This window comes from Allobosea sp. GW823-FHT02B03 (genome assembly GCF_058797755.1).
Genome location: NZ_JBXAJY010000001.1, coordinates 465237 through 491791 on the forward strand (window position 1 = coordinate 465237; position 26555 = coordinate 491791).

The following is a 26555-nucleotide window of genomic DNA, read 5'->3' on the forward strand; positions in this document are numbered from 1 at the left end:
ATGACCCAGCTCTATCATGAGGTCGGCATCGTGGTGGAACGCCGCACCATCGACTCGCCCTGGGCCGACCATGCCTGGGCGCCGATCGCGGTGCTGCCGGAGCCGCCCGATCTTGCGCCCTGGTCGAAGCTCACTGGCACGCCGGAGCGCCAGCAATTCTATCTCGGCCCGGCGACCTTGACGCTGCATTCGGTCGACACTGCGCATTTCCGCGAAAACTTCGAGAGCGGGCAAGCCAAGCTCTGGGTCGCGGTCCGGCCGACCGGGATCGAGCCCGCGCTCGAAATGGTCGGCGTCACCGCTGACCCGTTCGAAGGCGAGGTCTTCTGCGAGAATGTCGACGATGTCGTCGAGGCGGTGCCGATGCCGGCCGCGGTCGCGCGGCTGGTGCTGGCCTTCTTCGAGGAGCACCATGTCGAGCGCGAATTCGTCAAACGCAAGCGCTCCGAGCACGATCCGCGCAAGGGTGGCGCTCCCCGGCCGCGTCCCGGCCTCGAGCGCGGAGAGGGCTGATGGCCGCCCGCGGCGAGGGTGATGGGGACGACGGCTTCCTCGGCCGCTGGTCGCGCCGCAAGCGCGCAGCCGCCGCCGACCAGGCCCCGCCATTGGCTGCGCCGCTGCCGGTGCCGAGTTCCGTGCCGGAACCCGCCTTGCCGCCGGAGCCTGAGCCCGAAATGGTCGAGCCGCCCTCGCTCGATCTCGTCGACAAGGATTTCGACCTCGCGCACTGGCTGAAGCAGAACGTTCCCGAGAGCTGGAAGCGGGCCGCGCTGCGCCGGGCCTGGGAGAGCGATCCGGCGATTTCGGGCTATCTCGACCCGGCCCGCGACTATGCGCTCGACTGGAATACGCCGGGCGGCGCGCCGGGCTACGGACCTCTAAGCGCCTCGGACAATGTCGAGGAGATGATCGCCAGCATCTTCGGCAAGCAGCCCGAGCCGGCTGCCGAATCGACCGTCGTCGACCCCGCGGCGGTGCGTGATGATGCCGCAGATGATCGACTTTCGTCTAATGAGGACGTGGCCGATGCCGCAGGTGCACCGCAGCAGGAGGACGCCGAGCCGCCGCAGCAATTGCCGTCGGTTCGCCGCAGCGATGCGCCGGATGCAGCGAAAACTGTCGAAAATCCTTCTGAATTGCTCTCTCCGCCGGCTGCTGGTGCTGCTGCGGTGCGGGATGAGCCCTGGTCCCAGCCATCTATGGCCCGGCCGCGCCGGCGCGGCGGAGGGGCGACGCCGCTCTAAGTTTCAGTTGAGAACAATTGAAATCTGCGGTGATAAGGGAGCATTATCACCGGCGCTCGAACGCGCCTGAAGACGCGGCAGCAGGGGGAGGTGGCATCGTCTATGCGGGACCAGGCTCTTGAACGGGCAATCGGAGCGGCAGGCGGGGTGAGGGCCCTGGCGCGTGCGCTTGGAGTCTCGCAGCCGGCGATCTCGAGCTGGAAGCGCGTTCCGGCCGACCGGGTGCTATCGGTCGAAGCCAGCACAGGCGTCCCGCGCGGCGAGCTTCGGCCCGATCTTTACCCGCAGGAGCCGATCATCGTTTCCTCGACGACGCCGGAGCTCGACGAGATCGACGCGGCCCGGGCCGATGAATGCGAGCTGATCGGTGCCCTGCTCTGGCGTGCTCCGACGGCCGAGACACTGGCGGCGCTGCAGGGCCTGCGCGGCGACGCGTCGCCGCTGGGCATGGCCCATCTCGCTCTGGCCGAGGCTGCGGCCGAGACGACGCCGGAGGCGGTGCGCGACGAGTTTTTCGAACTCTTCATCGGCGTCGGTCGCGGCGAGCTCCTGCCCTATGCCTCCTATTACATGACCGGCTTCCTGCATGAGCGCCCGCTGGCGCTGGTGCGCGAGGATATGGGCAAGCTCGGCCTTGCCCGCGACGAGCGTGCCGGCGAGCCGGAAGACCACATCGCCGTGCTGATGGACATCCAGGCCCAGTTGATCCGCGGCGAGGCCGCCGGCGAGGGCGTCGATGAGCGCTCCTTCTTCGAGCGCCACATCCAGCCCTGGGGCGAGCGCTTTTTCGCCGATCTCGAGGTTGCCCGGACGGCGCGTTTCTACCGCGCCGTCGGCCGGGTCGGCAGCCTCTACCTTTCGATCGAGATGCAGGCCGCGAGCCTGCCCGCATGATGAAGCCCGGCGCGGAGGAGACGACGATGTCGCAGAAGAGCAAGGAAACGGGGCTCGACCGCCGCAACTTCTTCAAGGCGCTCGGTGCTGGCGCCACCGCGGCTGTCGCGCCCGTCGCCGTGACGCCGGCCGCTGCCGTCGACCCGGGCAAGGAAGAGACGAAGTCCCGCTATCGCGAGACCGACCACGTCAAGAACTACTACCGCACAAACCGCTACTGAGGAGGCTGGCGTCATGCTGATCAAGCGCAAATCCGCCGATGTCCAGCGCGGCCGTCTCCAGTCCGCTCTCGGTGGCCTCGCCGCCGGGGTGATGGACCGCCGCTCGTTCCTGCGTCGTTCAGGCCTCGTTGCGGGCGGCGTCGCGGCTGCCAGTGCCCTGCAGATCGGCGCGGTCCGCAAGGCCGAGGCGGCGAGCCCCGGGCCGGCGACCGGAACCAAGATCGTCAAGAACGTCTGCACCCATTGCTCGGTCGGCTGCACCGTCAAGGCCGAGGTCGCCAACGGCGTCTGGGTCGGCCAGGAGCCGGCCTGGGAAAGCCCGATCAACCGCGGCACGCACTGCGCCAAGGGCGCCTCCGTGCGCGAGCTCGTCCATGGCGACCGCCGCATCAAGTACCCGATGAAGCTGGTCGACGGGAAGTGGCAGCGCCTGTCCTGGGATCAGGCGGTCAGCGAGATCGGCGACAAGATGATGGAGATCCGCGCCAAGTCCGGCGCCGATTCCGTCTATCTGCTCGGCTCCGCCAAGTTCTCCAACGAAGGCTCCTACCTCTTCCGCAAGTTCGCGGCATTCTGGGGCACCAACAACGTCGATCACCAGGCGCGCATCTGCCACTCGACCACGGTCGCGGGCGTTGCGAACACCTGGGGCTACGGCGCCATGACCAACTCCTACAACGACATCCGCAACTCGAAGACCGTGCTCTTCATGGGCTCGAATGCCGCCGAGGCGCATCCGGTCTCGATGCAGCACATCCTGGCCGGCAAGGAAACGCAGCGCGCCAACGTCATCGTCTTCGACCCGCGCTTCACCCGCACGGCGGCGCATGCGACCGACTATGTCCGCTTCCGCTCCGGCACCGACATCGCGGTGATCTGGGGCCTGATGTGGCACATCTTTCAGAACGGCTGGGAGGACAAGGCCTTCATCGCCAGCCGCGTGCACGGCATGGACGACGTCCGCAAGGAGGTCGAGAAATACGATCCCAAGACCGTCGAGGACATCACCGGCGTTCCCGCCGAGCAGATGAAGCGCGCCGCGCAGACCTTCGCCACGGTCAAGCCCGCCACCTTCGTCTGGTGCATGGGCGTCACCCAGCATTCGGTCGGTACGGCGAACGTCCGCGCCATCTGCAACCTCCTGCTCGCGACCGGCAATGTCGGCGCCCGCGGCACCGGCGCCAACATCTTCCGCGGCCACTGCAACGTGCAGGGCGCGACCGATTTCGGCCTCGATGTCTCGAATCTGCCTTGCTATTACGGGCTGGTCGAGGGCGCCTGGCGCCATTGGGCCCGGGTCTGGAACGTCGATTACGACTATTTCGTCTCGCGCTTCGACGAGGTTCCGGCCAAGGGCGGCCGGCCGGCGCGCACGCGCAAGGCCAATATGGAGACCTCGGGCCACACCTCGACCCGCTGGTTCGATGCGGCCAATCTGCCGGCCGAGCAGGTCGACCAGATGGACAACCTCAAGGCCATGTTCGTCATGGGCCATGGCGGCAACACCATCCCGCGCATGCCCGATGCGGTGAAGGGGCTGGAGAAGCTCGATCTTCTCGTCGTCTGCGACCCGCACCCGACCAACTTCGTCTCGCTGGGCGGCCGCAAGAACGGCACCTATATCCTGCCGATCTGCACGCAGTTCGAGACCTCGGGCTCGCGCACCTGCTCGAACCGCTCGCTGCAATGGGGCGAGAAGGTCGTCGAGCCGATCTTCGAATCCGCCAGTGACTACGCGGTCATCTACAAGCTCTCGCAGAAGCTCGGCTTCGCCGAGGCGATGTTCAAGCCCTACGAGATGGTTCAGGGCAAGATCGGCCCCGAGCCGACCGCCGAGTCGATCCTCAAGGAGATCAACCGCGGTGGCTGGTCGACCGGCTATACCGGCCAGTCGCCGGAGCGGCTGAAGCTGCACATGGCCAACCAGGACAAGTTCGACCTGGTGACATTGCGCGGCGCCAAAGGCTCCCCGGTCGAGAATGACTTCTACGGCCTGCCGTGGCCGTGCTGGGGCACGCCGGAGTTCAAGCATCCCGGCACGCACATCCTCTACAACACCTCGCTCGAGGCCAGGGATGGCGGCGGCACCTTCCGCCCGCGCTTCGGCCTGACGCGCGAGCGCACCCTGCCCGATGGCAGCAAGGTCAATGACACCCTGCTGGCCGAGGGCGGCTCGTTCTCGCTCAACTCGGAGATCAAGGACGGCTATCCCGAGTTCACCATGGGCGTGCTCAAGAAGCTCGGCTGGGACAAGGATCTGACGCCGGCCGAGATGGAAGTCATCACCGGCATCGGCGGCAACAACATCGACGCGGTCTCCTGGTCGATCGACCTGTCCGGCGGCATCCAGCGCGTCGCGATGGAGCATGGCTGCGTGCCCTATGGCAACGGCAAGGCGAGAGCCAACGCCTGGAACCTGCCGGACCCGGTGCCGACCCATCGCGAGCCGATCTACTCGCCGCGCGTCGATCTGGTGGCGAAGTGGCCGGCCCGGCCCGACGAGCGCACCTTGCGCATTCCCAACCTGCACACCTCGATCCAGAAGGCGGCGGTCGAGAAGGGCATCGCCAAATCCTTCCCGATCGTCCTCACCTCGGGCCGCCTCGTCGAATACGAGGGTGGCGGCGAGGAGACGCGCTCGAACAAGTGGCTGGCCGAATTGCAGCAGGACATGTTCGTCGAGATCAATCCTGCCGATGCCAGCGAGCGCGGCATCCGCGACGGTGCCTTCGTCTGGGTCTCCGGTCCGGAGAATGGCTCGAAGGCGAGGGTCAAGGCCCTGGTGACCGACCGTGTCGGCAAGGGTGCGGCCTTCATGCCCTTCCATTTCGGCGGCGTCTTCCAGGGCGTCGACCAGCGCGGGAACTACCCCCCGGGGCTGGACCCGATCGTGCTCGGCGAGTCCGTCAACACGGTCACCACCTATGGCTACGACCCGGTGACGGGCATGCACGAAGGCAAGGTGACGCTTTGCCAGATCGCGGCGGCGTGAGGAGGCACTGAACCATGGCCCGGATGAAATTCCTCTGCGACGCCGACCGCTGCATCGAGTGCAACGCTTGCGTCACCGCCTGCAAGAACGAGAACGACGTGCCCTGGGGCATCAACCGCCGGCGCGTCGTCACCATCAATGACGGCAAGCCGGGCGAGCGATCGGTCTCGATGGCCTGCATGCATTGCACCGACGCACCTTGCGCCGCGGTCTGCCCCGTCGACTGCTTCTACACCACGGCGGATGCCGTGGTGCTGCACAACAAGGACCTTTGCATCGGCTGCGGCTACTGCTTCTACGCCTGCCCGTTCGGCGCGCCGCAATATCCGAAGCTCAGCAACTTCGGTTCGCGCGGCAAGATGGACAAGTGCACCTATTGCGCCGGCGGCCCGGAAGCCGATCTCTCGCCGGCCGAGTTCCAGAAATACGGCTCGAACCGTCTGGCCGAGGGCAAGCTGCCGCTCTGCGCCGAGATGTGCTCGACCAAGGCGCTGCTTGCCGGCGACGGCGAGATCATCGCGCAGATCTACAAGGAGCGCGTGGTCAAGCGCGGCTACGGTTCCGGCGCCTGGGGATGGCAGACCGCCTATCGGGAAACCATCGCCATCTGACTTCTGGGGGGAGGGGCGTGCCACGGCCGGAAAGGTCGGGTGCGTTCCCCCTCAGTTCTGCTCCGCCTTCGCGAAAGGACGCCGCAATGTCGTTCGGTGCTCATCTCCGCTTCCTGCTCAGCGGGCTTCTGCTCGCGTTGGCGCTCGCCGTCGCGGCTCCCGCCAGCGCCCAGCAGGTCAACCCGACCGCCAATTCTGTCCGGGAACAGCAGTTCCTCGACGCGCTGAAGCAGAATCCGTCCGCGGAGCTGCGCGGCCGGATCACCATCCCGGACACCAGGGCCGCCACGCTGGAGCGTCCGGCCGGGCGTGACTGGCGTGCCTTCCATCAGGGCACCATGACCCGCATCGGCGCCGTTGCAGTGCTCGGCATGCTGGTCGTGCTGACCGCGTTCTACCTGTTCCGCGGCCGGATCAGGATCGAGGCCGGCCCTTCCGGCCAGACGATCACGCGCTTCAACGGCTTCGAGCGCTTCATGCACTGGCTCACTGCGGGCTGCTTCATCATCCTGGCGCTGTCGGGGCTGAACGTGACCTTCGGCAAGGCGCTGCTGCTGCCGCTGATCGGGCCTCAGGCCTTCACCAATCTCTCGGTGGCGGCCAAATGGTCGCATAACTTCCTGGCTTGGCCGTTCATGCTCGGCGTCGCGCTGATGTTCCTGGTCTGGATCAAGGACAACATTCCGAACCTCGGCGATCTGCGCTGGTTCGCGGCGGGCGGCGGCCTGATCGGCAAGGGCCATGCGCCGCCGGCGCGGCGCTTCAACGGCGGCCAGAAGGTGATCTTCTGGGCGGTGGTGCTCGGCGGCGCGGCGCTCTCGGTCTCCGGCATCTACCTGCTGTATCCGAGCTTCTCGGGCGGCGTGCTCGACATGCAGTTCTGGAACGTCGTCCACGGCGTCGTCTCCGTGCTGATGATCGCGGTGATGCTGGCGCACATCTATATCGGCTCGATCGGCATGGAAGGCGCCTTCGACGCGATGGGCTCGGGCGAGGTCGATCTCAACTGGGCGAAGGAGCATCATGCGCTCTGGGTCGCCGAGGAAATCGAGAAGGGCCGGGCGCCCGGCGCCACCCTGCAGCCGGCGGAGTGACAATCGGCGCGCTTGACCCGCAAGGGTGATCCGCAGGATGACAGCCGGGCGCGTTTCGCGCCCGGTTCTGTTTTGGGGATGTCGTTGTCGATGCGCGTGATCGGGCTGGCGGGCTGGAGCGGAGCCGGCAAGACGACCCTTCTCACCCGGCTGATCCCGGAATTCGCCAATCGCGGCATCGTCGTATCGACGATCAAGCACGCCCACCACGCCTTCGACCTTGACACGCCGGGCAAGGATTCCTGGGCCCATCGCGAGGCCGGCGCCTCGGAGGTCTTGATCTCCTCGGCAAGGCGCTGGGCGCTGCTGCACGAATTGCGGGACGAGCCGGAGGCCAAGCTGCCCGAACTGCTCGCCCGTCTCTCGCCGGTCGACCTCGTCATCGTCGAGGGCTTCAAGCGCGATCCGCACGCCAAGCTCGAAGTCTATCGGGCCGCGAACGGCAAGCCGCCGCTGCATCCGCAGGACGACAGCATCGTCGCGGTGGCGAGCGACACGCCCTTTCCGCAGGCCGGCCGACCCGTGCTCGGGCTCGACGACATCCCGGCGATCGCCGATCTTCTGTTCGCCCGCGCCCAGCCATTGGCTGAGGTGCTGGAGCGGGCGCGCGAGGAGGCCTGAGATGGCGCAGCTCAGCGAGGATGCCAAGGTCTTCGGGCCGCTGATGACGATCGAGCAGGCGGCCGCGCTCGCTGCTGAACGCATCAGCCCCGTCTCTGGGATCGAGACCGTTCCGCTCGAGCGGGCAGACGGCCGCGTGCTCGCTGCCGATGTCGCGGCGCCCCGCGACCTGCCGCCCTTCGCCAACTCTGCGGTCGATGGCTATGCGGTGCGCTTCGCCGATCTCGCTCCGTCCGGCGAGACCCGGCTGCCGCTCTCGGGCCGGGTCGCGGCAGGGGCCGACGCTGCCGGTCTCGTCGTCGCCGGCTTCGCGGTTCGCGTCTTCACCGGCGCGCCTATGCCCGGTGGTGCCGACACCGTCTTCATGCAGGAGGACGTCGCGCTGGAGGAGGGCTTCGTGCGTCTCCCCGCTGGGCTGAAGCCGGGCGCCAATGCCAGGCCCGCCGGCGAGGACGTCGGCACAGGCGCACCGGTTCTGGCTGCCGGCCGCCGGCTGCGCCCGCAGGATCTCGGCCTGCTCGCCGCTCTCGGCCTCACCGAGGTGGCGGTACGCCGCCGTGTCCGGGTCGCTGTCTTTTCGACCGGCGACGAACTGAACGAGCCCGGCACCGCGCTACCGCCGGCCGGAATCTATGACGCCAATCGCAGCGTGCTGCGGGCGCTGGTGGCCCGAGCCGGGGCCGAGGTCGTCGATCTCGGCATCCTCAGGGACGAGCCTTCGAGCCTCGGCCAGCGCTTGCGCGCCGCGGCGCGCGATTGCGACTTGATCCTGACCTCGGGAGGCGTCTCGACCGGCGAGGAAGACCACGTCAAGACGGCGGTCTCCGAGGTCGGCGAGCTCGCCTTCTGGCGCATCGGCATCAAGCCGGGTCGCCCCGTCGCGATGGGGCTGATCGACGGAAAGCCCTTCCTCGGCCTGCCCGGCAATCCTGTCGCGGTTTTCGTCACCTTCGCCTTTGTGGCGCGCGCGGTGATCGCGCTGCTCGCCGGCACGACGCCGGCGCGCCCGCAGGCACTGCCAGTCAGGCTGGACTTTCCCTATCGCAAGAAGGCCGGCCGGCGCGAATATGTCCGCGTCTCGCTGGCGCCGGGCGCCGACGGCATTGCGGTCGCCAGCAAGCACCCACGCGATGGCGCCGGCATCCTGACCTCGCTGACCGAGACCGACGGGTTGGTGGAGTTGGCCGAGGAATTGACCTCGTTGGCGCCGGGAGCGATAGCGCCCTTCTTCGCCTATGATCTCCTGACCGGTTGAGACTGGCCCGTCCTGCCGGCATGCCCGCGCCAGCTCTGCGGCACTGGCATGCGCACCGGCTCAGTCGCGGCGAAAGATCGTCGTCGCCAGCCAGCCGAAAAGCAAAGCGAGCGCAGCCGTAGCGAGACCGTAGAGCAGCGGCCGCTCATGCGCCGCCGAGGCCAGGCTCTGTTCCATCCCGGTCTTGACCACCTCGAAGTTGGTGGTCTGGCGCGCCAACGCCGCTCCGCCCGCATAGAGCACGATCTCGATCTCGTAGGAGCCGGTCGGCGCGGTGGCGGGCACGTTGATCGGGGCGCTGAACAGCGTCGGCGAGAGGAAGGTGACGCCGCGTTCGTTCTCGGCGTAGAGCCCCTTGTCCTCCATGATGCGGATCAGCGCATCGCGATACGGGCCGATCCCGAACTCGAACACGTTGGTGGCCGGCGTTCTCTGCGCGTTGGCAAGTCCGACACGCTCGCGCCGTGCGGCCTCCTCCGACAGGATTTCGGAGATCGGCCGGTTGGTCGAGACCGTCAGAAAGACCGGACGTTCGGGGAAACGGCGCTGCTGGCGGTTGACCCAGAGCGGACCGACCCTTTCCTTCTCGCGCACGATCAGCATTCGCGGCGGGCCGCGCACGGTGACGACGATGTCGTAGGGGTCGGCGCGGCCGGCGGTACGCCCCTCGCGCTCGACCAGGCCGAAGACCGTGAGCTGGTCGCCGGTATAGTTCGAGGTGATGGCGATCTGGTGTGTCGACAGCGCCGCGATCAGCGTCTCTGCCTTTGCCGGCTGACCGGCGGCGAGCGCGAGCCCCGCCGCGAGCAGCGCGTTGCGGAGCCAGCTCATCGCGCGCTCTCCGGTATGACCACCGAGAAGGGCTCGGTCGGCGGCAGGAAGAGCTCGATGGCGAAGCGCAGCCCGACCGAGAGGATCAGCAGGGCCAGCAGCAGCCGGAACGAACCGACATTGAGGTTGCGCGCTGCCCGTCCGCCGAATTGTGCGCCGATCACGCCGCCGATCAGCAGCAGGATCGCCAGCACGATGTCGACCGACTGGTTGGTGACGGCATGCAGCACCGTGGCGCCGGTCATTGTGATGAGGATCTGGAACAGCGAGGTGCCGACCACGACCGCCGGCGGTACCCGGAAGAAATAGAGCAGCGCCGGGACCAGGATGAAGCCGCCGCCGACGCCGAGCACGGCGCCGATGAAGCCGATCACGATCGCCAGCCCCGCGATCGGGATTACGCTGGCATAGAGCTGCGAGCGGTAGAAGCGCATGCGCCAGGGCAGGCCCATCCAGGCCGGGTGCATGCCGGCCCGCCTGCGCAGGCGGGCGGGTTTGCCCTGCCGGTCACGCAGTGCGGCACGCACCGCATCGAACAGCATCAGGCCGCCGATGCAGGTGAAGAGCGTGACATAGGCCAGGGTGATGACGAGCTCGAGCTGGCCGAGGCGGCGCATCGAGTTGAAGAACAGAACGCCGAGAACAGTGCCGACGATACCGCCGCCGACCAGCACGCTGCCTAGCTTCAGATCGAGCGCGTTTCGTCGCCAATAGGTCAGGACGCCTGTCATCGACGATCCCGCGACCTGGGCTGCCACGGTTGCGACGGCCACGGCCGGCGGGATGTCGAGAAAGATCAGCAGCGGTGTCAGCAGGAAGCCGCCGCCGACGCCGAACAAGCCGGAAATGAAGCCAACCGCGCCGCTCAGGCCCAGAACGAGCAGGATACTGATCGGCAACTCTGCGATCGGAAGATAAATCTGCACCCTTCTCAACCCTGTCAGCCGGCGCGACGCTTCCCATGCGAAGGCGTCGAAACGGTGACGCTAGAGCAAAATCCCTTTCAGATTGCTTTGCTCTGAGAAGATTTCGCGCGCCGAGCCGCGCTTCTTTTTGCGCGCGCCTCAGCCGCGTGTCGGCTTGGCCGGCTTCCTGGCTGCTGCTGCCGGGGTGTCTTCCCAGCCCTTGGCGGGGGCTGCGACCTCGTTGGCGAGCGCCTCCAGAGGCTTCGGCTTCCAGACCTCGACCGCTGCCTTGGCGGTGGCAAGGTCGGCTGCGGACAGGCGGCCGGCGACTTCGTCGCGCTTGCGGCCGGCATCCTCGTCGCCCTGCGCAGCCGCGATTGCGAACCAGCGATAGGACAGGCCGAGATCGGCCGGAGCGCCGAGCCCGCGCCCGAGCAGGACTGCGAGGTTGTACTGGCTGTCGCGGACCCCGAACTCGGCGGCACGGCGGAACCATTCCGTCGCGGTCGCATAATCGGGCTTGCCGTTGGCGCCCTCGGCATAGAGCACGGCGAGATTGTGCATCGCCTTGGCGTTGCCGCGCTCGGCGGCACGCGAATACCAGAGCCGGGCGAGGGAGGCGTCGCGGCTCGTGCCGATGCCCTTCTCGAACATGTTGCCGAGGCGGAACTGTGCCGGAGCCAGCCCCGCGACCGCGGCCCGCTCGAACAGGTGCAGCGCGAGCTTCGGGTCGCGGCCGGCGCCGGGCTTGTCGACCGCCAGGGCCGCGAGCTCGTAGACGGCCCGGGCATCGCCGGATTGCGCCGCCTTGCGCATGCCGCTCGTTCCGAGCGTGGCCGGGATCTCGTTGAGGCCAGTCACGCTCTCGGGCGGCTCGGCGGCGGTGGCGGGCGGCAGTGCCGCGACCATCGGTGCGGGCGCGGCGCTGGCTTCCGCCTGCGGAGCCGGGCCCGTCTGCGGCGCGGCCAGAGCCTGGGTGGTGCCGAGCTGGATCGGCGCCAGGATGGCGTTCTGGTCCTTGCTCGGCGCCGCCGATGCGGTCGTCTCGACGCTGTCCTTTTCTGCGGCCGCGGGAGGCGGCGTGATCTGCGCAGAAGCGTTGGCGACCTGCTTCTTGGCATCGCTCGCCGGCGGGCCGGACAGGACATGGGCGGCGCCCATGGCGAGGATGACTGCGGCCAGGCCGAGCAGCAGAGGCCGGCGGCGCTTTTCCATGATCTCCTTGAGGCGCCCGCCCGTCGGGGCAGCCTTGCCGGGCTTGGCCGGCTCGGGTGTCACGACGGGGGCGGCGCTCGCCGCTTCCGAGGCAGCCTTGGCCGAGCGCCGCGCCGCCGCGATCAGGCTCTGGCGGACCGATTGCTGGTCGCTCGGAGCCGTGCTCGCCTCGACGCGCGGGCGGCCGGAGCCCGGCTCGAGCGGCACGTCGAAGGCGGCTGCAGGCCCGCGCGAGGCGACGAGCCGCTCTTCGGTCTTGGCGCCGAGCTGGGTGGCAGGCGGCATGGTCGCCGTGTCGATGGTCCGGGCGCGCGGCGGCAGCGGCGGCACGCTGCGCGCGCCCTGGCCACGTTCGCCGCCGAGCTCGGCTTCGAGGCTCGCCAGCCGGGCGATGACCGTCTCGAGGGTCTGATGGACGGCGCCGATCGCATCCTGGGTCTGGCGGCCCGAGGAAACATGCGTGTCGCGCAGGCCCGTGACCAGGTTGCTGAGCTCTGCGAAGCCAGCCCCGCGCGTCGGCGCGATGTCCGCCATCGCTGCACGGGCGGCGCGCTCCGCCGCGGCGGCAGTGTCCTCGCGCATCGACTGCAGATGGACCACGAGGTCCTGCAGGGTCCGCTCGATGCCGGTCTCGGCCGAGCGGGTCGCAGCCGCCTCGTCGAGCCGGTGGGCCAGACCCGCGATCTGCTGCTCGAGCGCATCGAAGGAGTCCGAGCCGGCGCCGGGGCGTCCGGCTTCGTCGATCTTGCCGGCGAGCTGACGCAGCATGTCCTCGACCGGCCGCATGTCGACCTGGGCAACCGGCACGCCGCCATCGTCGACGATGCGGGCGAGGCTGCTGGACGCCGCGAGCGCGTCGATCCGGCCGGCGAGGGCCTCGATCTGCTTCTCGACATTGGACGGGCCCTGGCGGGCGATGGTCTCGAGCTGGTGCTGAAGCGCGTCGATACGCTCGTCGAGCGGATTCGCGGAGCGATCCGCGAGGCTCTCCAGCCGGATCACCAGCGCTTCGATGCGGCCCGAGAGTTCATTCGAAGCCGGACGGCCCATGGCATCGAGCTCGTCGAGCCGGGCGATGAGCTGGTTGACCTGGCCGTCGATGACCGAGGCCTTCATCGAGGGCAGCGTCTCGATCTTCTGCGCCAGCGACTCGACCTGGCGCGAGAGCGCGAGCAGGGGCGCATTGTCGCCGGACCGCTCACGCGAGCGGTCGCTCAGCAGGGTGTCGCGCACATCCTCGATGGCGAGCGAGAGATTGCGGAGTTCGCGCCCGTCCGGCTGCGCGTCGCGCAGGCGGCCGATCTCGGAGGAGAGGGAGGAGAGCTGTTGCGAGAGGTCGTCGAGGCGCCGGCCGTCGGTACCGGCGGACATCAGGTCGCGCAGCTCAGCGATCTCACGCAGCACAGGCGCGATCGCGGCGCGATCGCCGCCGCGGGCGACGAGGGCGTCGACCTTCGCGGCGAGATGCGCGATCTCCAGCTCGAAGCGGCTGAGGCCGTCCTGCGAGCGGTTGTCGGACAGACGCGCGATTTCCGCCTCGATCCGCGCCAGCGGCTTCAGGACGGGGTCGAGCCGGTCGCGGCCGTCGAGCCGCTCGAGGCGCGAGCCGAGATCGCCGATCGCACGTTCGAGCGGCTGGAAGGCGGCGCGCTGCTCCTCGATTCGGGCGGCAGGCGAGACGACGGGCTGGGCCGGCGCGATGCGGGCGCTGAGATGGCGCAGATCCTCGCGCAGGCCGGCGAGCGTCTGCGCCGCATTGCCGCGGTCATGATTGCTGCGCTCATGGGTCGCAGGCGCGTCCGGTTCGCCGTCGAGCGTGCGCTGGCGAGAGCGGATGTCGGAAACAGCCGCTGCCAGTCCGTCGCGGCTGAGGAACGGGCGCGCCTGGGCAGCCGGCGGCGGCGTCGGAGCGGCGGCCTTGCGGCTGGCTTCCGCCGTCTTGCGTTCGATCTCCGCGATACGCTCGCCCATCGTCTTGATCGCGTCGGCGATGACGTTGGTGGCGCGCTCCTGTCGTTCGGCCGTGGCGCGCTCGCCCATCGACAGCCGGTTTTCGGTCTTCTCGATCCATTTGGCGATCGAATCGAGGGCGCCGGCGGTCTTGGTGCCGGTGTCGCGCGTCAGGCGCTCGGCCATCGCGGCCTGGGTGATGAAGGCGTCGATCCGCTCGCGCGACAGCTCGGGTGCTGCTTTCGGCGCGGGAGCGGGCGCGGGCGTGCTGGCGGTCTGCATCTCGCCCTGGGAGAGCCTGGCGAGGCGCTCCGAGAGCGCGGCGATGTCGAGCTGTTCGGTCTGGGGCGGCGGGGCTGCGTCGCTCTCGGCCTCGTCCCGGATCTTGTTGTCGAGCCATTCGCCGAGCGTCATGCCCGCGCGGCGCGCAGCGGCCTTTGCCGCGTCGCGGGTACGCGGGTCAACGCCCTTCACGCTCCAGGGCAGGCTAGTCGCCATTGTCACGCTCGCCTACGGGGCCGGTCCTCACTCCGGGATGCGCAGCCCCCTGCGCCGCAGCTTCCCTTCGCGACACCATGAAACGTGAATGTCCGGTTGCCGCGGGCATTCGTCATGGTCGCGCTACCGACTTTTCGCAGTCACGGTAAACGGACGGTTAAGAAACCGGCCATGGAGGTTAATTTTCTGGAAACAGCCCCCGAAAAAGGCCGCCTGGGCGGTCTACGTAACGGTAACTTACCTACGGAGAGGGGGAAATTACCTGACGTAAGGGAGTGTTGCGCCTTATGTCCCGCCGCAATACGGATCGCTGCAGCCATCGCAGCCGCCTCAGCGCCGTTGCCCCAAAACGTCCTTCGAGGATCACATATGTCGCGCCAAAGCTCCGCTCTGGCGGCCGCTTCAGTTCATGACGGCCGTAACCCGATTCCCGCCAACGAGGCGTCCAACGACGCTGCCGGCGGCTTCACCATCAGCGACCTCGCCCGCGATTTCGGCGTAACCCTGCGCACGCTGCGCTTCTATGAATCGCGTGGCCTGCTCTCGCCGGCCCGCTCCGGGATGACCCGCATCTATTCCGGTCGCGATCGCGCCCGCCTCGCTTTGATTCTCAAGGGCAAGCAGCTCGGCTTCACCCTCGTCGAGATTCGCGCCATGCTCGCCAATGAGGAGAGCAAGGGCAGCGAGGGCGAGGAGAAGTCGGCCTCCGTCGGCGGCCTGCAGCTCACCCGCACCCAGATCGCCGAGCAGCTCGAGCTGCTGCGCACCCAGCGCACCGAGATCGAGGCTGCGATCGCCGAGCTCGAAGGCACGCTCGCCCGCCTCGGCGCCTGATCTGCCGCGCTGCGGCCTTTGGCCGCCAGCCATCGTTGCGACGCCTCGGACCCCAGGGTCCGGGGCGTTTTTCGTTTGCCGGTCGTGTGAAGCTGGATAGCCTGCGCCGGCGAGCGAGCCTTCGGCCTAAAAATCCCGGGCTCCCCCTTGGCAAGGGACGGCATAATAGTTTATATATGAACTATCTCGGGGCGCCGCCGCCATCTTGAGCCGGCAGGCCGCCTCGCCAGAATGCGACCATCTTGCAGGGAGGATGCGATGCCGGTCTACAAGGCCCCCGTTGAGGACACGCTGTTCCTCCTGAACGACGTCTTCCAGTTCGAGCGCTACAACAACCTGCCGGGCTTCGCCGATGCGACGCCGGACCTGGTCGAGGCCGTGCTCGGCGAGGGTGCCAAGCTCTGCGAGGAGGTGCTCCAGCCGCTGAACCATTCCGGCGACCAGGAAGGCTGCAAGCGCAGCGCCGATGGTTCGGTGACGACGCCGAAGGGCTTCAAGGAGGCCTACCGCGCCTATTCCGAGGGTGGCTGGATCGGTCTCGCCATGGACCCGGAATATGGCGGGCAGGGCCTGCCCTATACGCTCGGCGCGGTGATGAACGAGTACGCCTCGGCCGCGAACATGGCCTTCGCCATGTATCCCGGCCTGACCATGGGCGCGATCGCGGCGCTCTATGTCCATGGCTCCGACGAGCAGAAGCGCACCTATCTGCCGAAGATGATCGAGGGCGCCTGGTCGGGCACGATGAACCTGACCGAGCCGCATTGCGGCACCGATCTCGGCCTGATCAAGACCAAGGCCGTGCCGAATGACGACGGTTCCTACGCGATCACCGGCACCAAGATTTTCATCTCGGCCGGCGAGCAGGACATCACCGAGAACATCATCCACCTCGTGCTCGCCCGGATCGAGGGCGCACCGGCCGGCGTCAAGGGCATCTCGCTCTTCGTCGTGCCGCGCAATGCGATCGGCCCGGACGGCAAGCTCGGGGAGAACAACAAGGTCTCCTGCGGCTCGATCGAGCACAAGATGGGCATCCACGCCAATTCGACCTGCGTGATGAACTATGACGGCGCGCAGGGCTGGCTGATCGGCACCGAGAACAAGGGCCTCAACGCCATGTTCGTGATGATGAACGAGGCCCGCCTCGGCGTCGCGATCCAGGGCCTGGCCCAGTCCGAGGTCGCCTACCAGAACGCCGTCGCCTACGCCAAGGATCGCCTGCAGGGCCGGGCTCTGACCGGCGCCAAGAATCCCGACAAGGCCGCGGATCCGATCATCGTCCATCCGGACGTCCGCCGCACGCTGATGTCGATCAAGGCCTTCAACGAGGCCGCTCGCGCCTTCATGCTCTGGAACGCGATCAAGTCGGACGTCGCCCACCGCTCGACCGATGCCGCCGAGCGCCAGGCGGCCGACGACCAGCTCGGCCTGATGACCCCGGTGCTGAAGGGCGTGCTCACCGATATCGGCTTCGACAACGCCGTGAAGGCCCAGCAGATGTATGGCGGCCATGGCTACATCGCCGAGCACGGCATGGAGCAGTTCGTGCGCGATGCCCGCATCGCCATGATCTATGAAGGCGCCAACGGCGTTCAGGCCATGGACCTGGTCGGCCGCAAGCTCGGCCGTGACGGCGGACGCGCCATCATGGCCTTCTTCAACGAGGTCGGCGCCTTCGTGAAGGAGAACGAGGGCGACGAGGCGCTGAAGCCCTTGCTGGCCCCGCTTGCCGCCTCGCTCGGCCATCTCCAGCAGGCGACGATGTGGTTCATGAACAACGCGCTCGCCAAGCCGGACAATGCCGGCGCCGGCGCGCATGACTACATGCACCTGCTCGGCCTGGTCTGCCTCGGCTATATGTGGGCGAAGATGGCCAAGGTCGCGCAGGACAAGCTCAAGGCCGGCGCCAATGGCCAGGCCGAGCGCATGAACGCCAAGCTCGTCACCGCCCGCTTCTTCATGGAGCGTTCGCTGCCCGAGACCGCGGCGCACCTCGCCCGCATCACCTCCGGCTCCGACGCCACAATGGCGCTGAGCGCCGAGCAGTTCTGAACATCGTCATTGCGAGGAGGCAAAGCCGACGAAGCAATCCAGGAGCGGCGGAGCTCCACGATCTGGATTGCTTCGCTTCGCTCGCAATGACGGCTAGGTTGCCCGCAAAACTTCCGATGGGAGGCCCTTGATGGCTGATGCTTTCATCTACGACCACGTCCGGACGCCGCGCGGCAAGGGCAAGGCCGACGGTTCGCTCCATGAAGTCACCGCGATCGAGCTGGGCACGCAGACCCTGCGCGCCATCAAGGAGCGCAACAAGCTCGATCCGAAGCTGGTCGAGGACGTCGTCTTCGGCTGCGTCGACCCGGTCGGCGAGGCCGGCGCCGACATCGCCCGCACGGTTGCGCTGAAGGCCGGCTACGGCAAGGAAGTGCCGGGCGTGCAGATCAACCGCTTCTGCGCCTCGGGCCTCGACGCGGTAAACCTCGCCGCTGCGCAGGTCATGTCCGGCCAGAAGGAGATGGCGATCGGCGGCGGCGTCGAGAGCATGTCCCGCATCGGCATGGGCGCCTCGGGCTTCGGCATCGCGGTCGACCCCTCCGTCGCCATCGACACCTATTTCATGCCGCAGGGCGTCTCGGCCGACCTGATCGCGACGAAGTACGGCTTCTCGCGCGACGATGTCGACGCCTATGCCGTGCGCTCGCACAAGCGCGCCGCCCAGGCCTGGGAGGAGGGCCGCTTCAAGAACTCGGTGATCCCGGTCACCGACGTCAACGGCCTCGTCATCCTCGACCGCGACGAGACCATCCGCCCGAACACCGACATGCAGGCGCTCGCCGCGCTGAAAGCCTCCTTCGTCCAGATGGGCGAGATGGGCGGCTTCGACGCGGTTGCGACTGCAGCGCATCCGGATGTCGAGTTCGTCAACCACGTCCACCATGCCGGCAATTCCTCCGGCATCGTCGACGGCGCCGCTGCGGTCCTGGTCGGCTCGAAGCGGGCCGGTAAGGCCGCCGGCCTGAAGCCCCGCGCCCGCATCAAGGCTTTCGCCACCACCGGCTCCGACCTCGCGCTGATGCTGACCGGTCCGGTCGACGTCACCGAGCTCGTCCTGAAGAAGGCCGGCATGACGCCGAAGGACATCGATCTGTTCGAGCTGAACGAGGCCTTCTCCTCGGTCGTGCTGCGCTATCAGCAGGCCTTCGACATCGACGACGCCGTGCTCAACGTCAATGGCGGCGCCATCGCCATGGGTCATCCGCTCGGCGCCACCGGCGCGATGATCCTCGGAACCGTGCTCGACGAGCTCGAGCGCACCGACAAGCAGACCGCCCTGGTCACGCTCTGCGTCGCCGTCGGCATGGGCGTCGCCACCATCATCGAGCGCGTTTGAGGAGAGAAGCGATGAACCTCACCAATTTCCGCTTCGAGACCGACGCCGATGGCATCGCCACCCTGACCTGGGACATGCCCGAGCGCTCGATGAACGTCATCACGCCCCAGGTGATGGAAGAACTGAACCAGGTCGTCGACAAGGTCGCTTCCGACGAGGCGATCAAGGCCTGCGTCATCGTCTCCGGCAAGGAGAGCTTCTCCGGCGGCGCCGACCTCACCATGCTGCAGGGCCTGCGCGACCTCTATGTCGGTCTGGCGAAGGAGCAGGGCGAGCAGATCGCGATGCAGCGCTTCTTCGACGAGAGCCGCAAGCTCAGCCAACTCTACCGCAAGCTCGAAACCTGCGGGAAGCCGTTCGCGGCGGCGGTCCATGGCGTCTGCCTCGGCGGCGCCTTCGAACTCGCGCTTTCCTGCCAGCTGCGCGTCGTCTCGGACGATGCCTCGACCCGCGTCGGCCTGCCCGAGATCAAGGTCGGCCTGTTCCCGGGCGCCGGCGGCACCCAGCGCGTCGCGCGCCTGATGCAGACCGGCGACGCGCTGCAGATGATGTTCAAGGGCGAGCAGATCAAGGCGCTCCCGGCCCGCAACATGGGCCTCGTCCATGCCGTGCTGCCGCGTGCTGAGATCGTAGCCGCCGCCAAGGAGTGGCTGAAGGCCAATCCGCAGGCCAAGCAGCCCTGGGAAGACCCCAAGTTCAAGCTGCCCTCGAACAAGGTCCACTCGCCGGCCGGCATGCAGATCTGGCCGCCGGCCAACGCGATCTATCGCCGCGAGACCAACGACAACTACCCGGCGGCCCGCGCCATCCTGAGCGCGGTGTATGAGGGGCTGCAGCTGCCGATGGATCTCGCCCTCAAGGTCGAGAGCCGCTACTTCGCGAAAATCCTGCGGACGAAGGAGGCGGCCTCGATGATCCGCTCGCTCTTCGTCTCGATGCAGGAGCTGAACAAGGGCGCCCGTCGCCCGGCCGAGGTCCCGCCGAGCAAGCTGAAAAAGGTCGGCATCGTCGGCGCCGGCTTCATGGGCGCGGGCGTCGCCTATGTCACCGCGCTCGCCGGCCTCGATGTCGTGCTCGTCGACCGCGACATGGAAGCGGCCGAGAAGGGCAAGGCCTATTCGCATAAGCTGGTCTCCGACCAGATCATGAAGGGCCGCGCCAAGACGGCCGACCGCGACGCGCTGCTCGGGCGCATCAAGCCCTCGGCCGACTATGCCGACCTCAAGGGGTGCGACCTCGTCATCGAGGCGGTGTTCGAGGACCCGAGGGTCAAGGCCGAGGTGATCGCCAAGGTCGAGGCCGTGGTCGGTCCGAAGACGATCTTCGGCTCCAACACCTCGACCTTGCCCATTACGGGCCTCGCCTCCCATTCCCAGCGCCCGAAGAATTTCGTCGGCATCCACTTCTTCTCGCCGGTCGAGAAGATGCTGCTGGTCGAGATCATCAAGGCCAAGAAGACCGGCGACAAGGCGCTCGCCATGGCGCTCGACTATGTCCGGGCGATCAAGAAGACGCCGATCGTCGTCAACGACACCCGCGGCTTCTACGCCAATCGCTGCGTCGGCAACTACATCCGCGAGGGCCACCTCATGCTGATGGAAGGCGTGCCGCCGGCGATGATCGAGGCGGCCGGTAAGCAGGCCGGTATGCCGGTCGGCCCGCTCTCACTGAATGACGAGGTCGCGGTCGATCTCGCCTGGAAGGTGCTGAAGGCGACGAAGGCACAGCTCGGCGACGCCTCCGTCGATTCGGCGCAGGAGAAGCTGCTTTCCGACATGGTCGAGAAGCATGGCCGCCTCGGCCGCAAGAACAAGAAGGGCTTCTACGACTATCCGGAAGCCGGCCCGAAGCGGCTCTGGCCCGGCCTCGCCGAGTTGACCGCGAACCGGCTCGAGCCCGAGCTGATCGATATGGAGGAGCTGAAGCATCGCCTCCTGGTCACGCAGGCGCTCGAAGCGGCCAAGACCTATGAGGAAGGCGTCGTCACCGATCCGCGCGAGGCCGATGTCGGCTCGATCATCGGCTTCGGGTTCGCTCCTTACAGCGGTGGCACGCTGAGCTATATCGACAATATGGGCGCGGCCGCCTTCGTGAAGCTCTGCGAGAGCCTCGCCAAGAAGCATGGCGAGCGCTTCAAGCCGAACCGGCTCCTGAAGCGCATGGCCAAGACCGGCGAGAGCTTCTACGGCTCGGCGGAGAAGAAGGCCGCCGCCTGATCGGAGAAACCGTGGTCGCCGACAGCAGGACCCGCTTCAACGCCATCGCGGACGATTACGCGGCGGCGCGCCCCGATTACCCGCCGGCGCTGCTGCGCTGGTTCTGCAGCGCGTTGCGTCCTGGCGAGGGGGAGATCGTGGTCGATGTCGGCAGCGGCACCGGCATCTTCAGCCGCCAGCTCAGGCAGGCGCTGCCGGCCGCGACGGAACTGATCGGCGTCGAGCCCGCCGCGGAGATGCGCGCGCAGGCGAAGCAGGCCATCCTTGCCGGCGAGAAGCTGGATTATCGCGAGGGTACGGCCGAGAGGCTGCCTCTGCCGGATGGCGTTGCCTGCGCCGTCTTCGCCGCGACCGCCGCGCACTGGTTCGACCGTCCGGCCTTCTTCGCCGAGGCCGCACGCGTGCTCGTTCCCGGTGGGCTGATCGGCATCGCCGACTATGTCCGTGACGAGACGAACCCGGCGGTTACCGCCGCGACCGCCTTCCTGCGCCATCATGGCGGGCCGCGCGTTTATGAGCGCCCCGACTACGCCGCCGAACTGGCGCAGGCGCCCGGCTTCGAGGGTGCGGAGGCCTGCCGCGAGCATGCGGTCTTCCTGCTCGATCCCGAGCGCTATGTCCGGCTCGTCCTTTCCTCCTCGCATGCGGTGCCGGCGCTCGCCGCGCTCGGGGCGGACAGGGCGCGCGAAATCCTGCTCGGGACGGCGACCGAACTGGCGCAGGCCGACGGCCTGATACCCTATGCCTACGCGTTTCGCGGCTTTCGCGCCCGGCGAGCCGCTTAGGGCAGATGGCTCTGCGCTGGGCGGTGCCTCAAAGCAGCAGCCGCTCCCTCAGCAGCGGTTCCAGCCAGTCGATGAAGACCCGCAGCCGGCGCGAGAGGTGCTGCCTGTGCGGGTAGAGCAGCGCGACCGGCATCGGCTCGGCCCGATGCTCGGGCATGACTTCGACCAGTGTACCGCCCGCAATCTCGGCGGCGACGTCATAGGCCGGGATCTGGATCAGGCCGAGCCCGGCAAGGCAGCAGGCGATATAGGCTTCGGCGCTGTTGACGGTGACGCGCCCGGGCATGGCGAGACCGTGCAGGCGTTCCCCTTCCAGCCATTGCCAGTCCTCGACCGCGCCGGTCGACGGCGAGGCATAGTGAACCGCCTCGTGCCGTGAGAGGTCTTCGGGGCGCTCGGGCACGCCGCGCCTGTCGAGATAGGCCGGGCTCGCGACGTTGATCAGCCGGAGCTCGCCGAGATTGCGGGCGATCAGGCTGGAATCGCTGAGCGGCCCGACGCGGAGCACGCAGTCGACGCTGTCCTCGACGAGATTGACCGCCCGGTCGGTGACACCGAGCTCGATCGCGATGTCCGGATAGCGGGCGAGGAAGTCGGGCAGGGCAGGGGCGATGATCAGCCGGCCGATGCGGCCGGGCACGTCGACCCGGAGCTTGCCGGCCGGCCCGTCGACGGCGTTGCGGAACAGCGCCTCGGCCTCCTCGACCTCGGCGATCAGTCGCAGGCAGCGCTCATAGAAGGCGAGCCCGTCCTGCGTCGGTGCGACATGGCGGGTCGTGCGGTGGAGCAGGCGCGTGCCCAGCCTGTCCTCCAGCAGGCGGATCGCCGCCGAGACCGAGGATCGCGGCTGGCCGAGCGTCGCAGCGGCCCGTGTGAAGCTGGCGCATTCGACGACGCGGGCGAAGGTGGCGAAGAGATCGATCCGGTCCATCGCCGGGACGATGCGATTGTTCGCCGGGTCTGACAAGTGATGTCAGCTTATCCCGCTTTATCGAAACAATCGGCCGCGTACCTTGCTGAGAGGGGCGAGCAAGCTCGCAATGACGGCAGGAGACGAGGCCATGGCCGACCACAGCATCAAGGGCAAGACAGTCATCATCGCCGGTGGCGCCAAGAACCTCGGCGGGCTCATCGCCCGCGATCTTGCCGCGCACGGCGCCGGGGCGGTGGCGATCCACTACAACAGCGCCGCGACCAAGGCCGATGCCGACGCGACCGTCGCCGCGGTGAAGGCGGCGGGGGCCGAGGCTGTTGCCTTCCAGGCCGATCTGACCAGCGCCGGCGCGGTCGAGAAACTGTTCGCCGACGCGAGCGGGGCGCTTGGCAAGCCGGACATCGCGATCAACACCGTCGGCAAGGTGCTGAAGAAGCCAATGGCCGAGATCAGCGAGGCGGAATACGACGAGATGGCCGCGGTGAATTCCAAGTCCGCCTTCTTCTTCCTGAAGGAGGCCGGCAAGGCGCTGAACGACAACGGCAAGGTCACCACGGTCGTGACCTCGTTGCTCGGCGCCTTCACCCCGTTCTATGCGGCCTATGCCGGCATGAAGGCGCCGGTCGAACACTTCACCCGCGCTGCCTCCAAGGAGTTCGGCGAGCGTGGCATCTCGGTTACCGCGATCGGCCCGGGCCCGATGGACACGCCGTTCTTCTACCCGGCCGAGGGAGCGGACGCGGTCGCCTATCACAAGACCGCCGCAGCCCTGTCGAAGTTCTCGCCGACGGGCCTGACCCATATCGAGGACATCGTCCCCTTCATCCGCTTCCTCGTCTCCGAGGGGTGGTGGATGACCGGCCAGACCATCCTCGTGAACGGCGGCTACACCACCAAGTGAGCGCCTCGCGCGGCGCGGCTTCTGGCCAGATCGCGATATCGTCATTGTGCAGAGCGGGGCGTAGCGGCCCGGGGCGCGTAGAGCAGCGCGGCCCGGCTTGCTACCGTACGTCCCCCCAAAGGCGTCTCATCCAGGGAAAGCACCAAAGTACGGCATGCCTATCCGACCGATCCTGAGCTTTCCCGATCCGCGTCTGCGGCTGACCGCGGCCCCCGTCCTGCGTTTCGACGCAGATCTGCGCGCGCTCGCCGACGATCTGCTCGAGACGATGCGGGCAGCGCCCGGCATCGGCATCACCGCGCCGCATATCGGCGTGCTCTCCAGGCTCGTCGTGCTCGAGCTCGCGCCCGGCGAGGTCCGCACCTATGTCAATCCGGAGCTGGACCAGGTCTCGCGCGAGACCATCCGCCACACCGAAGGCAGCGTCTCGATGCCCGGGGTGACTGACGAGCTCGAACGCCATGCCCGAATCCGCGTGCGCTATCAGGACCTCGACGGGAAGGAGCGGAACGAGGAGGCCGACGGCCTGCTCTCGGTCTGCCATCAGCACGAGATCGATCAGCTCGACGGCATCTTCTGGATCGACCGCCTGTCCCGTCTCAAGCGCGACAGGCTGATCGCCCGCTACAACAAGCTGCGGCGGGCTTAGGATCCGGCAGCTTTACTTCTTGACGAGCGGGCACTCGCCCTCGGCCAGCGGGCGGAAGGCCTGGTCGCCCGGAATGGTGCGGATCAGCTTGAGATAATCCCAGGGGTACTTGGATTCCTCGGGCTTCTTGACCTCGAGCACATAGAGGTCGTGCACCATGCGGCCGTCCTCGCGGATCACGCCGTTCCTGGCGAAGAAGTCGTTGACCGGCGTCGCCTTCATCTGTGCAGCGACCTTCTCGGTCTCCGCCGTGCCGGCGGCCTTCACCGCCTTGAGATAGTGCAGGATCGAGGAATAGGTGCCGGCCTGGCCCATGGTCGGCATCGCCTTGTGGCGCTCGAAGAAGCGCTTCGACCAGGCGCGGGTTTCCTCATTCAGGTCCCAGTAGAAGGCCTGGGTCAGGATCAGCCCCTGCGCGTCCTGCAGGCCGATCGCATGGATGTCGGTGATGTGCAGATAGAGGCCTGCGAGCTTGACGCCGCTTTGCGGCAGGCCGAACTCGGTCGCCTGCTTGATGGTGGCGATCTGGTCGGAACCGGAACTGGCGATGCCGACCATCTTGGCGCCGGAACTCTGGGCCTGCAGCAGATAGGAAGAGAAGTCGGTCGTCCCCTGCGGATGCTTGACGCCCCCGATGATCTTGCCGCCGGCCTTCTTCACCGCGTCCGAGGTATCGCGCTCGAGCGCATGGCCGAAGGCGTAGTCGGCGGTGATGAAATACCAGGGCCCGTCCTTGGCCAGCGGCAGGCCGGTGCCGACCGCCAGCGCGTAGGTGTCGTAGGTCCAGTGGATGCCTGTAGGCGCGCAGAATTTTCCGGTGAAGTCGGAGGAGCCGCCGGTCGAGGCGAGCACGAGCTTGTTCTTGCGCCGGCCGATCTCCTGGATGCCGAGCAGCACCGAGGAGGTCGGGATGTCAGCGATCACGTCCACGCCGTCTTCGTCGATCCAGCGATTGACCAGGGCCGAGCCGATATCGGGCTTGTTCTGGTGGTCGCCGGCGAGGATCTCGATCGGCCGGCCGAGAACCGTGCCGCCAAAATCCTCGACCGCCATCTGGGCGGCGATCACCGAGCCGGGCCCGGCCATGTCGGCATAGATGCCGGCCATGTCGTTGAGCACGCCGATCCGCAGCGGCTTCGGTGTCTGGGCTAGCGCGGGAACGAGCAGGAGATGTGTGAGAAGGGCGGCCAATCCGGCCGAAATGCTGCGAAGCGACATCGTCGATCCCAAGAGAAACTGCGAGGATTTGCAGAGCCTTAGGTGTCGCTCGGTTAGACGGTCAATACCGCGGTGCACAAATAAGAACGAGCCGCTGAACAACCGGTTTCAAAGAGATGGCGCTGGTCGTCAGGGCAACAGGAAGGGAAAATTCCTTCTCCCCGACTAGCCGCAGGCGGTGGTCACTGCGCCAGGGCGCCGAAGACGAACTCGTTCGCGAGCTTGGCTGACATCCGCTCGCCGCCCGGCTTGTTGTAGTTCCCCGCGGTGATGGCGATGACGAGCTGCTGCCTGGGCGCGACGACAAGGCGCTGGCCGCCATTGCCGAAGGCGCCGAACCAGGGCTCGCCGGCGCGGTCGCGGCCGAGATACCATTGATAGCCGTAGCCGAGCCCGTCCTTGGTCTGCGTCTGCGCCGTCAGGCACTGCTCCAGCCAGCCGGCGGGCACGATCTGCCGGCCGGCATGGCTGCCCTTGTCGAGCAGCAATTGCCCGATTGCCGCGAGATCGCGCGGACGCAGGCGCAGGCCCGATGCGGCGGCCTCCCGGCCGTCGAGGCCGTTCGTCCAGGCAAAGCGATCGATGCCGAGCGGTGCGAACAGGCGCTCGTGCGCGAACTCGCCGAGCCGCTTGCCGCTGCCCTTCGCGATGAGGTGCCCGAGCAATGCCGTCGCGCCGCCGCTATAGGTCCAGGCCTCGCCCGGCGGGTGCGCGACAGGCCGATCGAGCACGAAGCGATAGCGATCCGGGGCGTACTCCATCGCGATCTCGCTGTTGCGTGGATCGCTGTAAGGCAGCGACTCGTCCCAGACGAGGCCCATGGTCATGGTCAGGACATGCGCGACCTTGAGCCGCTGCCGTTCCGGATCGGCGGCGAGGTCGGGATAGTCGGGAAAGCTCGCCAGGAGCGGCGCTTCGGGTTTCGGAACCAGCCCGTCGGCGAGGGCGATGCCATAGACGAGGCCGACGATGCTCTTCGACACCGAGCGCAGATCGTGAAGCTCGTCGGCGTTGAAGGCGATGACGCCCCGGCTATCGCCCCAGATCTCGTCCGCTCCGGCAAAATAGCGTTCCAGGGCGATCTTGCCGTGCCGGAGCACGACAAGCCCGTGCAGGCCGTTCAACTCGCCATTGGCGAAGGCCCTGTCGATGCGCTCGCCCGCATCAGGCCGGAAGCCGGCTTCGGCGAGCGAGACCTCCTGCCACTGGCGCGCCTGGGCCTGCGCCACAGCAGGGCGCGCCAGCAGCGCGGCTCCTGTCGCAGCGAGGAAGGCGCGCCGGTCCACGGTTTCG

General features: G+C 67.7%; 22 protein-coding genes. 16 read left to right on the forward strand and 6 right to left on the reverse strand.

Features of this window, described 5'->3' with window-relative positions:
• The 9 genes from AC1REK_RS02150 to AC1REK_RS02190 all read left to right on the forward strand — a co-directional run bounded on the left by AC1REK_RS02150 (position 1) and on the right by AC1REK_RS02190 (position 8932).
• A complete protein-coding gene (locus AC1REK_RS02150; RefSeq protein WP_492267345.1) occupies positions 1–513 on the forward strand; it encodes a DUF3305 domain-containing protein in 513 nt (170 codons plus the stop codon).
• A complete protein-coding gene (locus AC1REK_RS02155; protein ID WP_492267344.1) occupies positions 513–1244 on the forward strand; it encodes a DUF3306 domain-containing protein in 732 nt (243 codons plus the stop codon). Before AC1REK_RS02150 ends, AC1REK_RS02155 begins: the two co-directional genes overlap by 1 nt.
• Positions 1245–1346: 102 nt before the next feature.
• Complete coding sequence (locus AC1REK_RS02160) at positions 1347–2138, forward strand: Cro/CI family transcriptional regulator (protein WP_316019989.1); 792 nt, start codon at positions 1347–1349, stop codon at positions 2136–2138.
• A gap of 26 nt (positions 2139–2164) precedes the next feature.
• A complete protein-coding gene (locus AC1REK_RS02165; RefSeq protein WP_066468738.1) occupies positions 2165–2359 on the forward strand; it encodes a hypothetical protein in 195 nt (64 codons plus the stop codon).
• A 13-nt stretch (positions 2360–2372) separates the two neighbouring features.
• Positions 2373–5351, forward strand: coding sequence for a formate dehydrogenase subunit alpha (locus tag AC1REK_RS02170; RefSeq protein ID WP_492267343.1), 2979 nt, complete (start codon positions 2373–2375; stop codon positions 5349–5351).
• 14 nt (positions 5352–5365) lie between these two features.
• Positions 5366–5962, forward strand: a complete 597-nt coding sequence (gene fdh3B / locus AC1REK_RS02175; RefSeq protein WP_066467986.1) for a formate dehydrogenase FDH3 subunit beta — start codon at positions 5366–5368, stop codon at positions 5960–5962.
• Between the two features lie 86 nt (positions 5963–6048).
• Positions 6049–7056: a formate dehydrogenase subunit gamma gene (locus AC1REK_RS02180; RefSeq protein ID WP_327523319.1), complete on the forward strand. Its 1008-nt coding sequence runs from the start codon at positions 6049–6051 to the stop codon at positions 7054–7056.
• Positions 7057–7146: 90 nt separating this feature from the next.
• Entirely contained in the window at positions 7147–7677 is a 531-nt protein-coding gene (gene mobB / locus AC1REK_RS02185; RefSeq protein WP_492267671.1) for a molybdopterin-guanine dinucleotide biosynthesis protein B, read from the forward strand.
• Position 7678: 1 nt separating this feature from the next.
• Entirely contained in the window at positions 7679–8932 is a 1254-nt protein-coding gene (locus AC1REK_RS02190; protein ID WP_492267342.1) for a molybdopterin molybdotransferase MoeA, read from the forward strand.
• 60 nt (positions 8933–8992) lie between these two features.
• Here the strand turns inward: AC1REK_RS02190 and AC1REK_RS02195 are convergent, their stop codons facing one another.
• The 3 genes from AC1REK_RS02195 to AC1REK_RS02205 form a co-directional block, all read right to left on the reverse strand.
• The gene (locus AC1REK_RS02195; RefSeq protein WP_316019984.1) at positions 8993–9763 is read right to left on the reverse strand and encodes a TIGR02186 family protein; all 771 of its coding nucleotides are present in this window, start codon (positions 9761–9763) and stop codon (positions 8993–8995) included.
• On the reverse strand, positions 9760–10689 hold the full coding sequence (locus AC1REK_RS02200; protein WP_327523316.1) for a sulfite exporter TauE/SafE family protein: 930 nt from the start codon (positions 10687–10689) through the stop codon (positions 9760–9762). The genes AC1REK_RS02195 and AC1REK_RS02200 overlap by 4 nt, the downstream gene beginning before the upstream one ends.
• A gap of 138 nt (positions 10690–10827) precedes the next feature.
• Entirely contained in the window at positions 10828–14331 is a 3504-nt protein-coding gene (locus AC1REK_RS02205) for a hypothetical protein (protein ID WP_492267341.1), read from the reverse strand.
• A 369-nt stretch (positions 14332–14700) separates the two neighbouring features.
• On the opposite strand from AC1REK_RS02205, the gene AC1REK_RS02210 reads away from it, so the two are divergent.
• From AC1REK_RS02210 to AC1REK_RS02230, 5 genes are all read left to right on the forward strand, one after another.
• Entirely contained in the window at positions 14701–15165 is a 465-nt protein-coding gene (locus tag AC1REK_RS02210; protein WP_316019981.1) for a MerR family transcriptional regulator, read from the forward strand.
• A 258-nt stretch (positions 15166–15423) separates the two neighbouring features.
• A complete protein-coding gene (locus tag AC1REK_RS02215) occupies positions 15424–17220 on the forward strand; it encodes an acyl-CoA dehydrogenase C-terminal domain-containing protein (protein ID WP_492267340.1) in 1797 nt (598 codons plus the stop codon).
• A gap of 130 nt (positions 17221–17350) precedes the next feature.
• Positions 17351–18559: an acetyl-CoA C-acetyltransferase gene (locus AC1REK_RS02220; protein ID WP_492267339.1), complete on the forward strand. Its 1209-nt coding sequence runs from the start codon at positions 17351–17353 to the stop codon at positions 18557–18559.
• Positions 18560–18570: 11 nt separating this feature from the next.
• A complete protein-coding gene (locus AC1REK_RS02225; protein WP_492267338.1) occupies positions 18571–20775 on the forward strand; it encodes a 3-hydroxyacyl-CoA dehydrogenase NAD-binding domain-containing protein in 2205 nt (734 codons plus the stop codon).
• A gap of 11 nt (positions 20776–20786) precedes the next feature.
• The gene (locus AC1REK_RS02230; RefSeq protein WP_492267337.1) at positions 20787–21560 is read left to right on the forward strand and encodes a class I SAM-dependent methyltransferase; all 774 of its coding nucleotides are present in this window, start codon (positions 20787–20789) and stop codon (positions 21558–21560) included.
• 28 nt (positions 21561–21588) lie between these two features.
• Here AC1REK_RS02230 and AC1REK_RS02235 read toward each other — a convergent pair whose 3' ends face one another.
• Positions 21589–22491, reverse strand: a complete 903-nt coding sequence (locus AC1REK_RS02235; protein WP_492267670.1) for a LysR family transcriptional regulator — start codon at positions 22489–22491, stop codon at positions 21589–21591.
• Between the two features lie 130 nt (positions 22492–22621).
• Between AC1REK_RS02235 and AC1REK_RS02240 the strand changes: the two genes are divergently transcribed.
• Positions 22622–23395 (forward strand): SDR family oxidoreductase, encoded by a 774-nt coding sequence (locus AC1REK_RS02240; RefSeq protein ID WP_492267336.1) that lies wholly within the window; start codon positions 22622–22624, stop codon positions 23393–23395.
• A 154-nt stretch (positions 23396–23549) separates the two neighbouring features.
• Complete coding sequence (locus AC1REK_RS02245; protein WP_492267335.1) at positions 23550–24044, forward strand: peptide deformylase; 495 nt, start codon at positions 23550–23552, stop codon at positions 24042–24044.
• 12 nt (positions 24045–24056) lie between these two features.
• Here AC1REK_RS02245 and AC1REK_RS02250 read toward each other — a convergent pair whose 3' ends face one another.
• Positions 24057–25262: an ABC transporter substrate-binding protein gene (locus AC1REK_RS02250; RefSeq protein ID WP_327523308.1), complete on the reverse strand. Its 1206-nt coding sequence runs from the start codon at positions 25260–25262 to the stop codon at positions 24057–24059.
• A gap of 182 nt (positions 25263–25444) precedes the next feature.
• On the reverse strand, positions 25445–26548 hold the full coding sequence (locus tag AC1REK_RS02255) for a serine hydrolase domain-containing protein (protein WP_492267334.1): 1104 nt from the start codon (positions 26546–26548) through the stop codon (positions 25445–25447).
• Between the last annotated feature and the right edge of the window lie 7 nt (positions 26549–26555).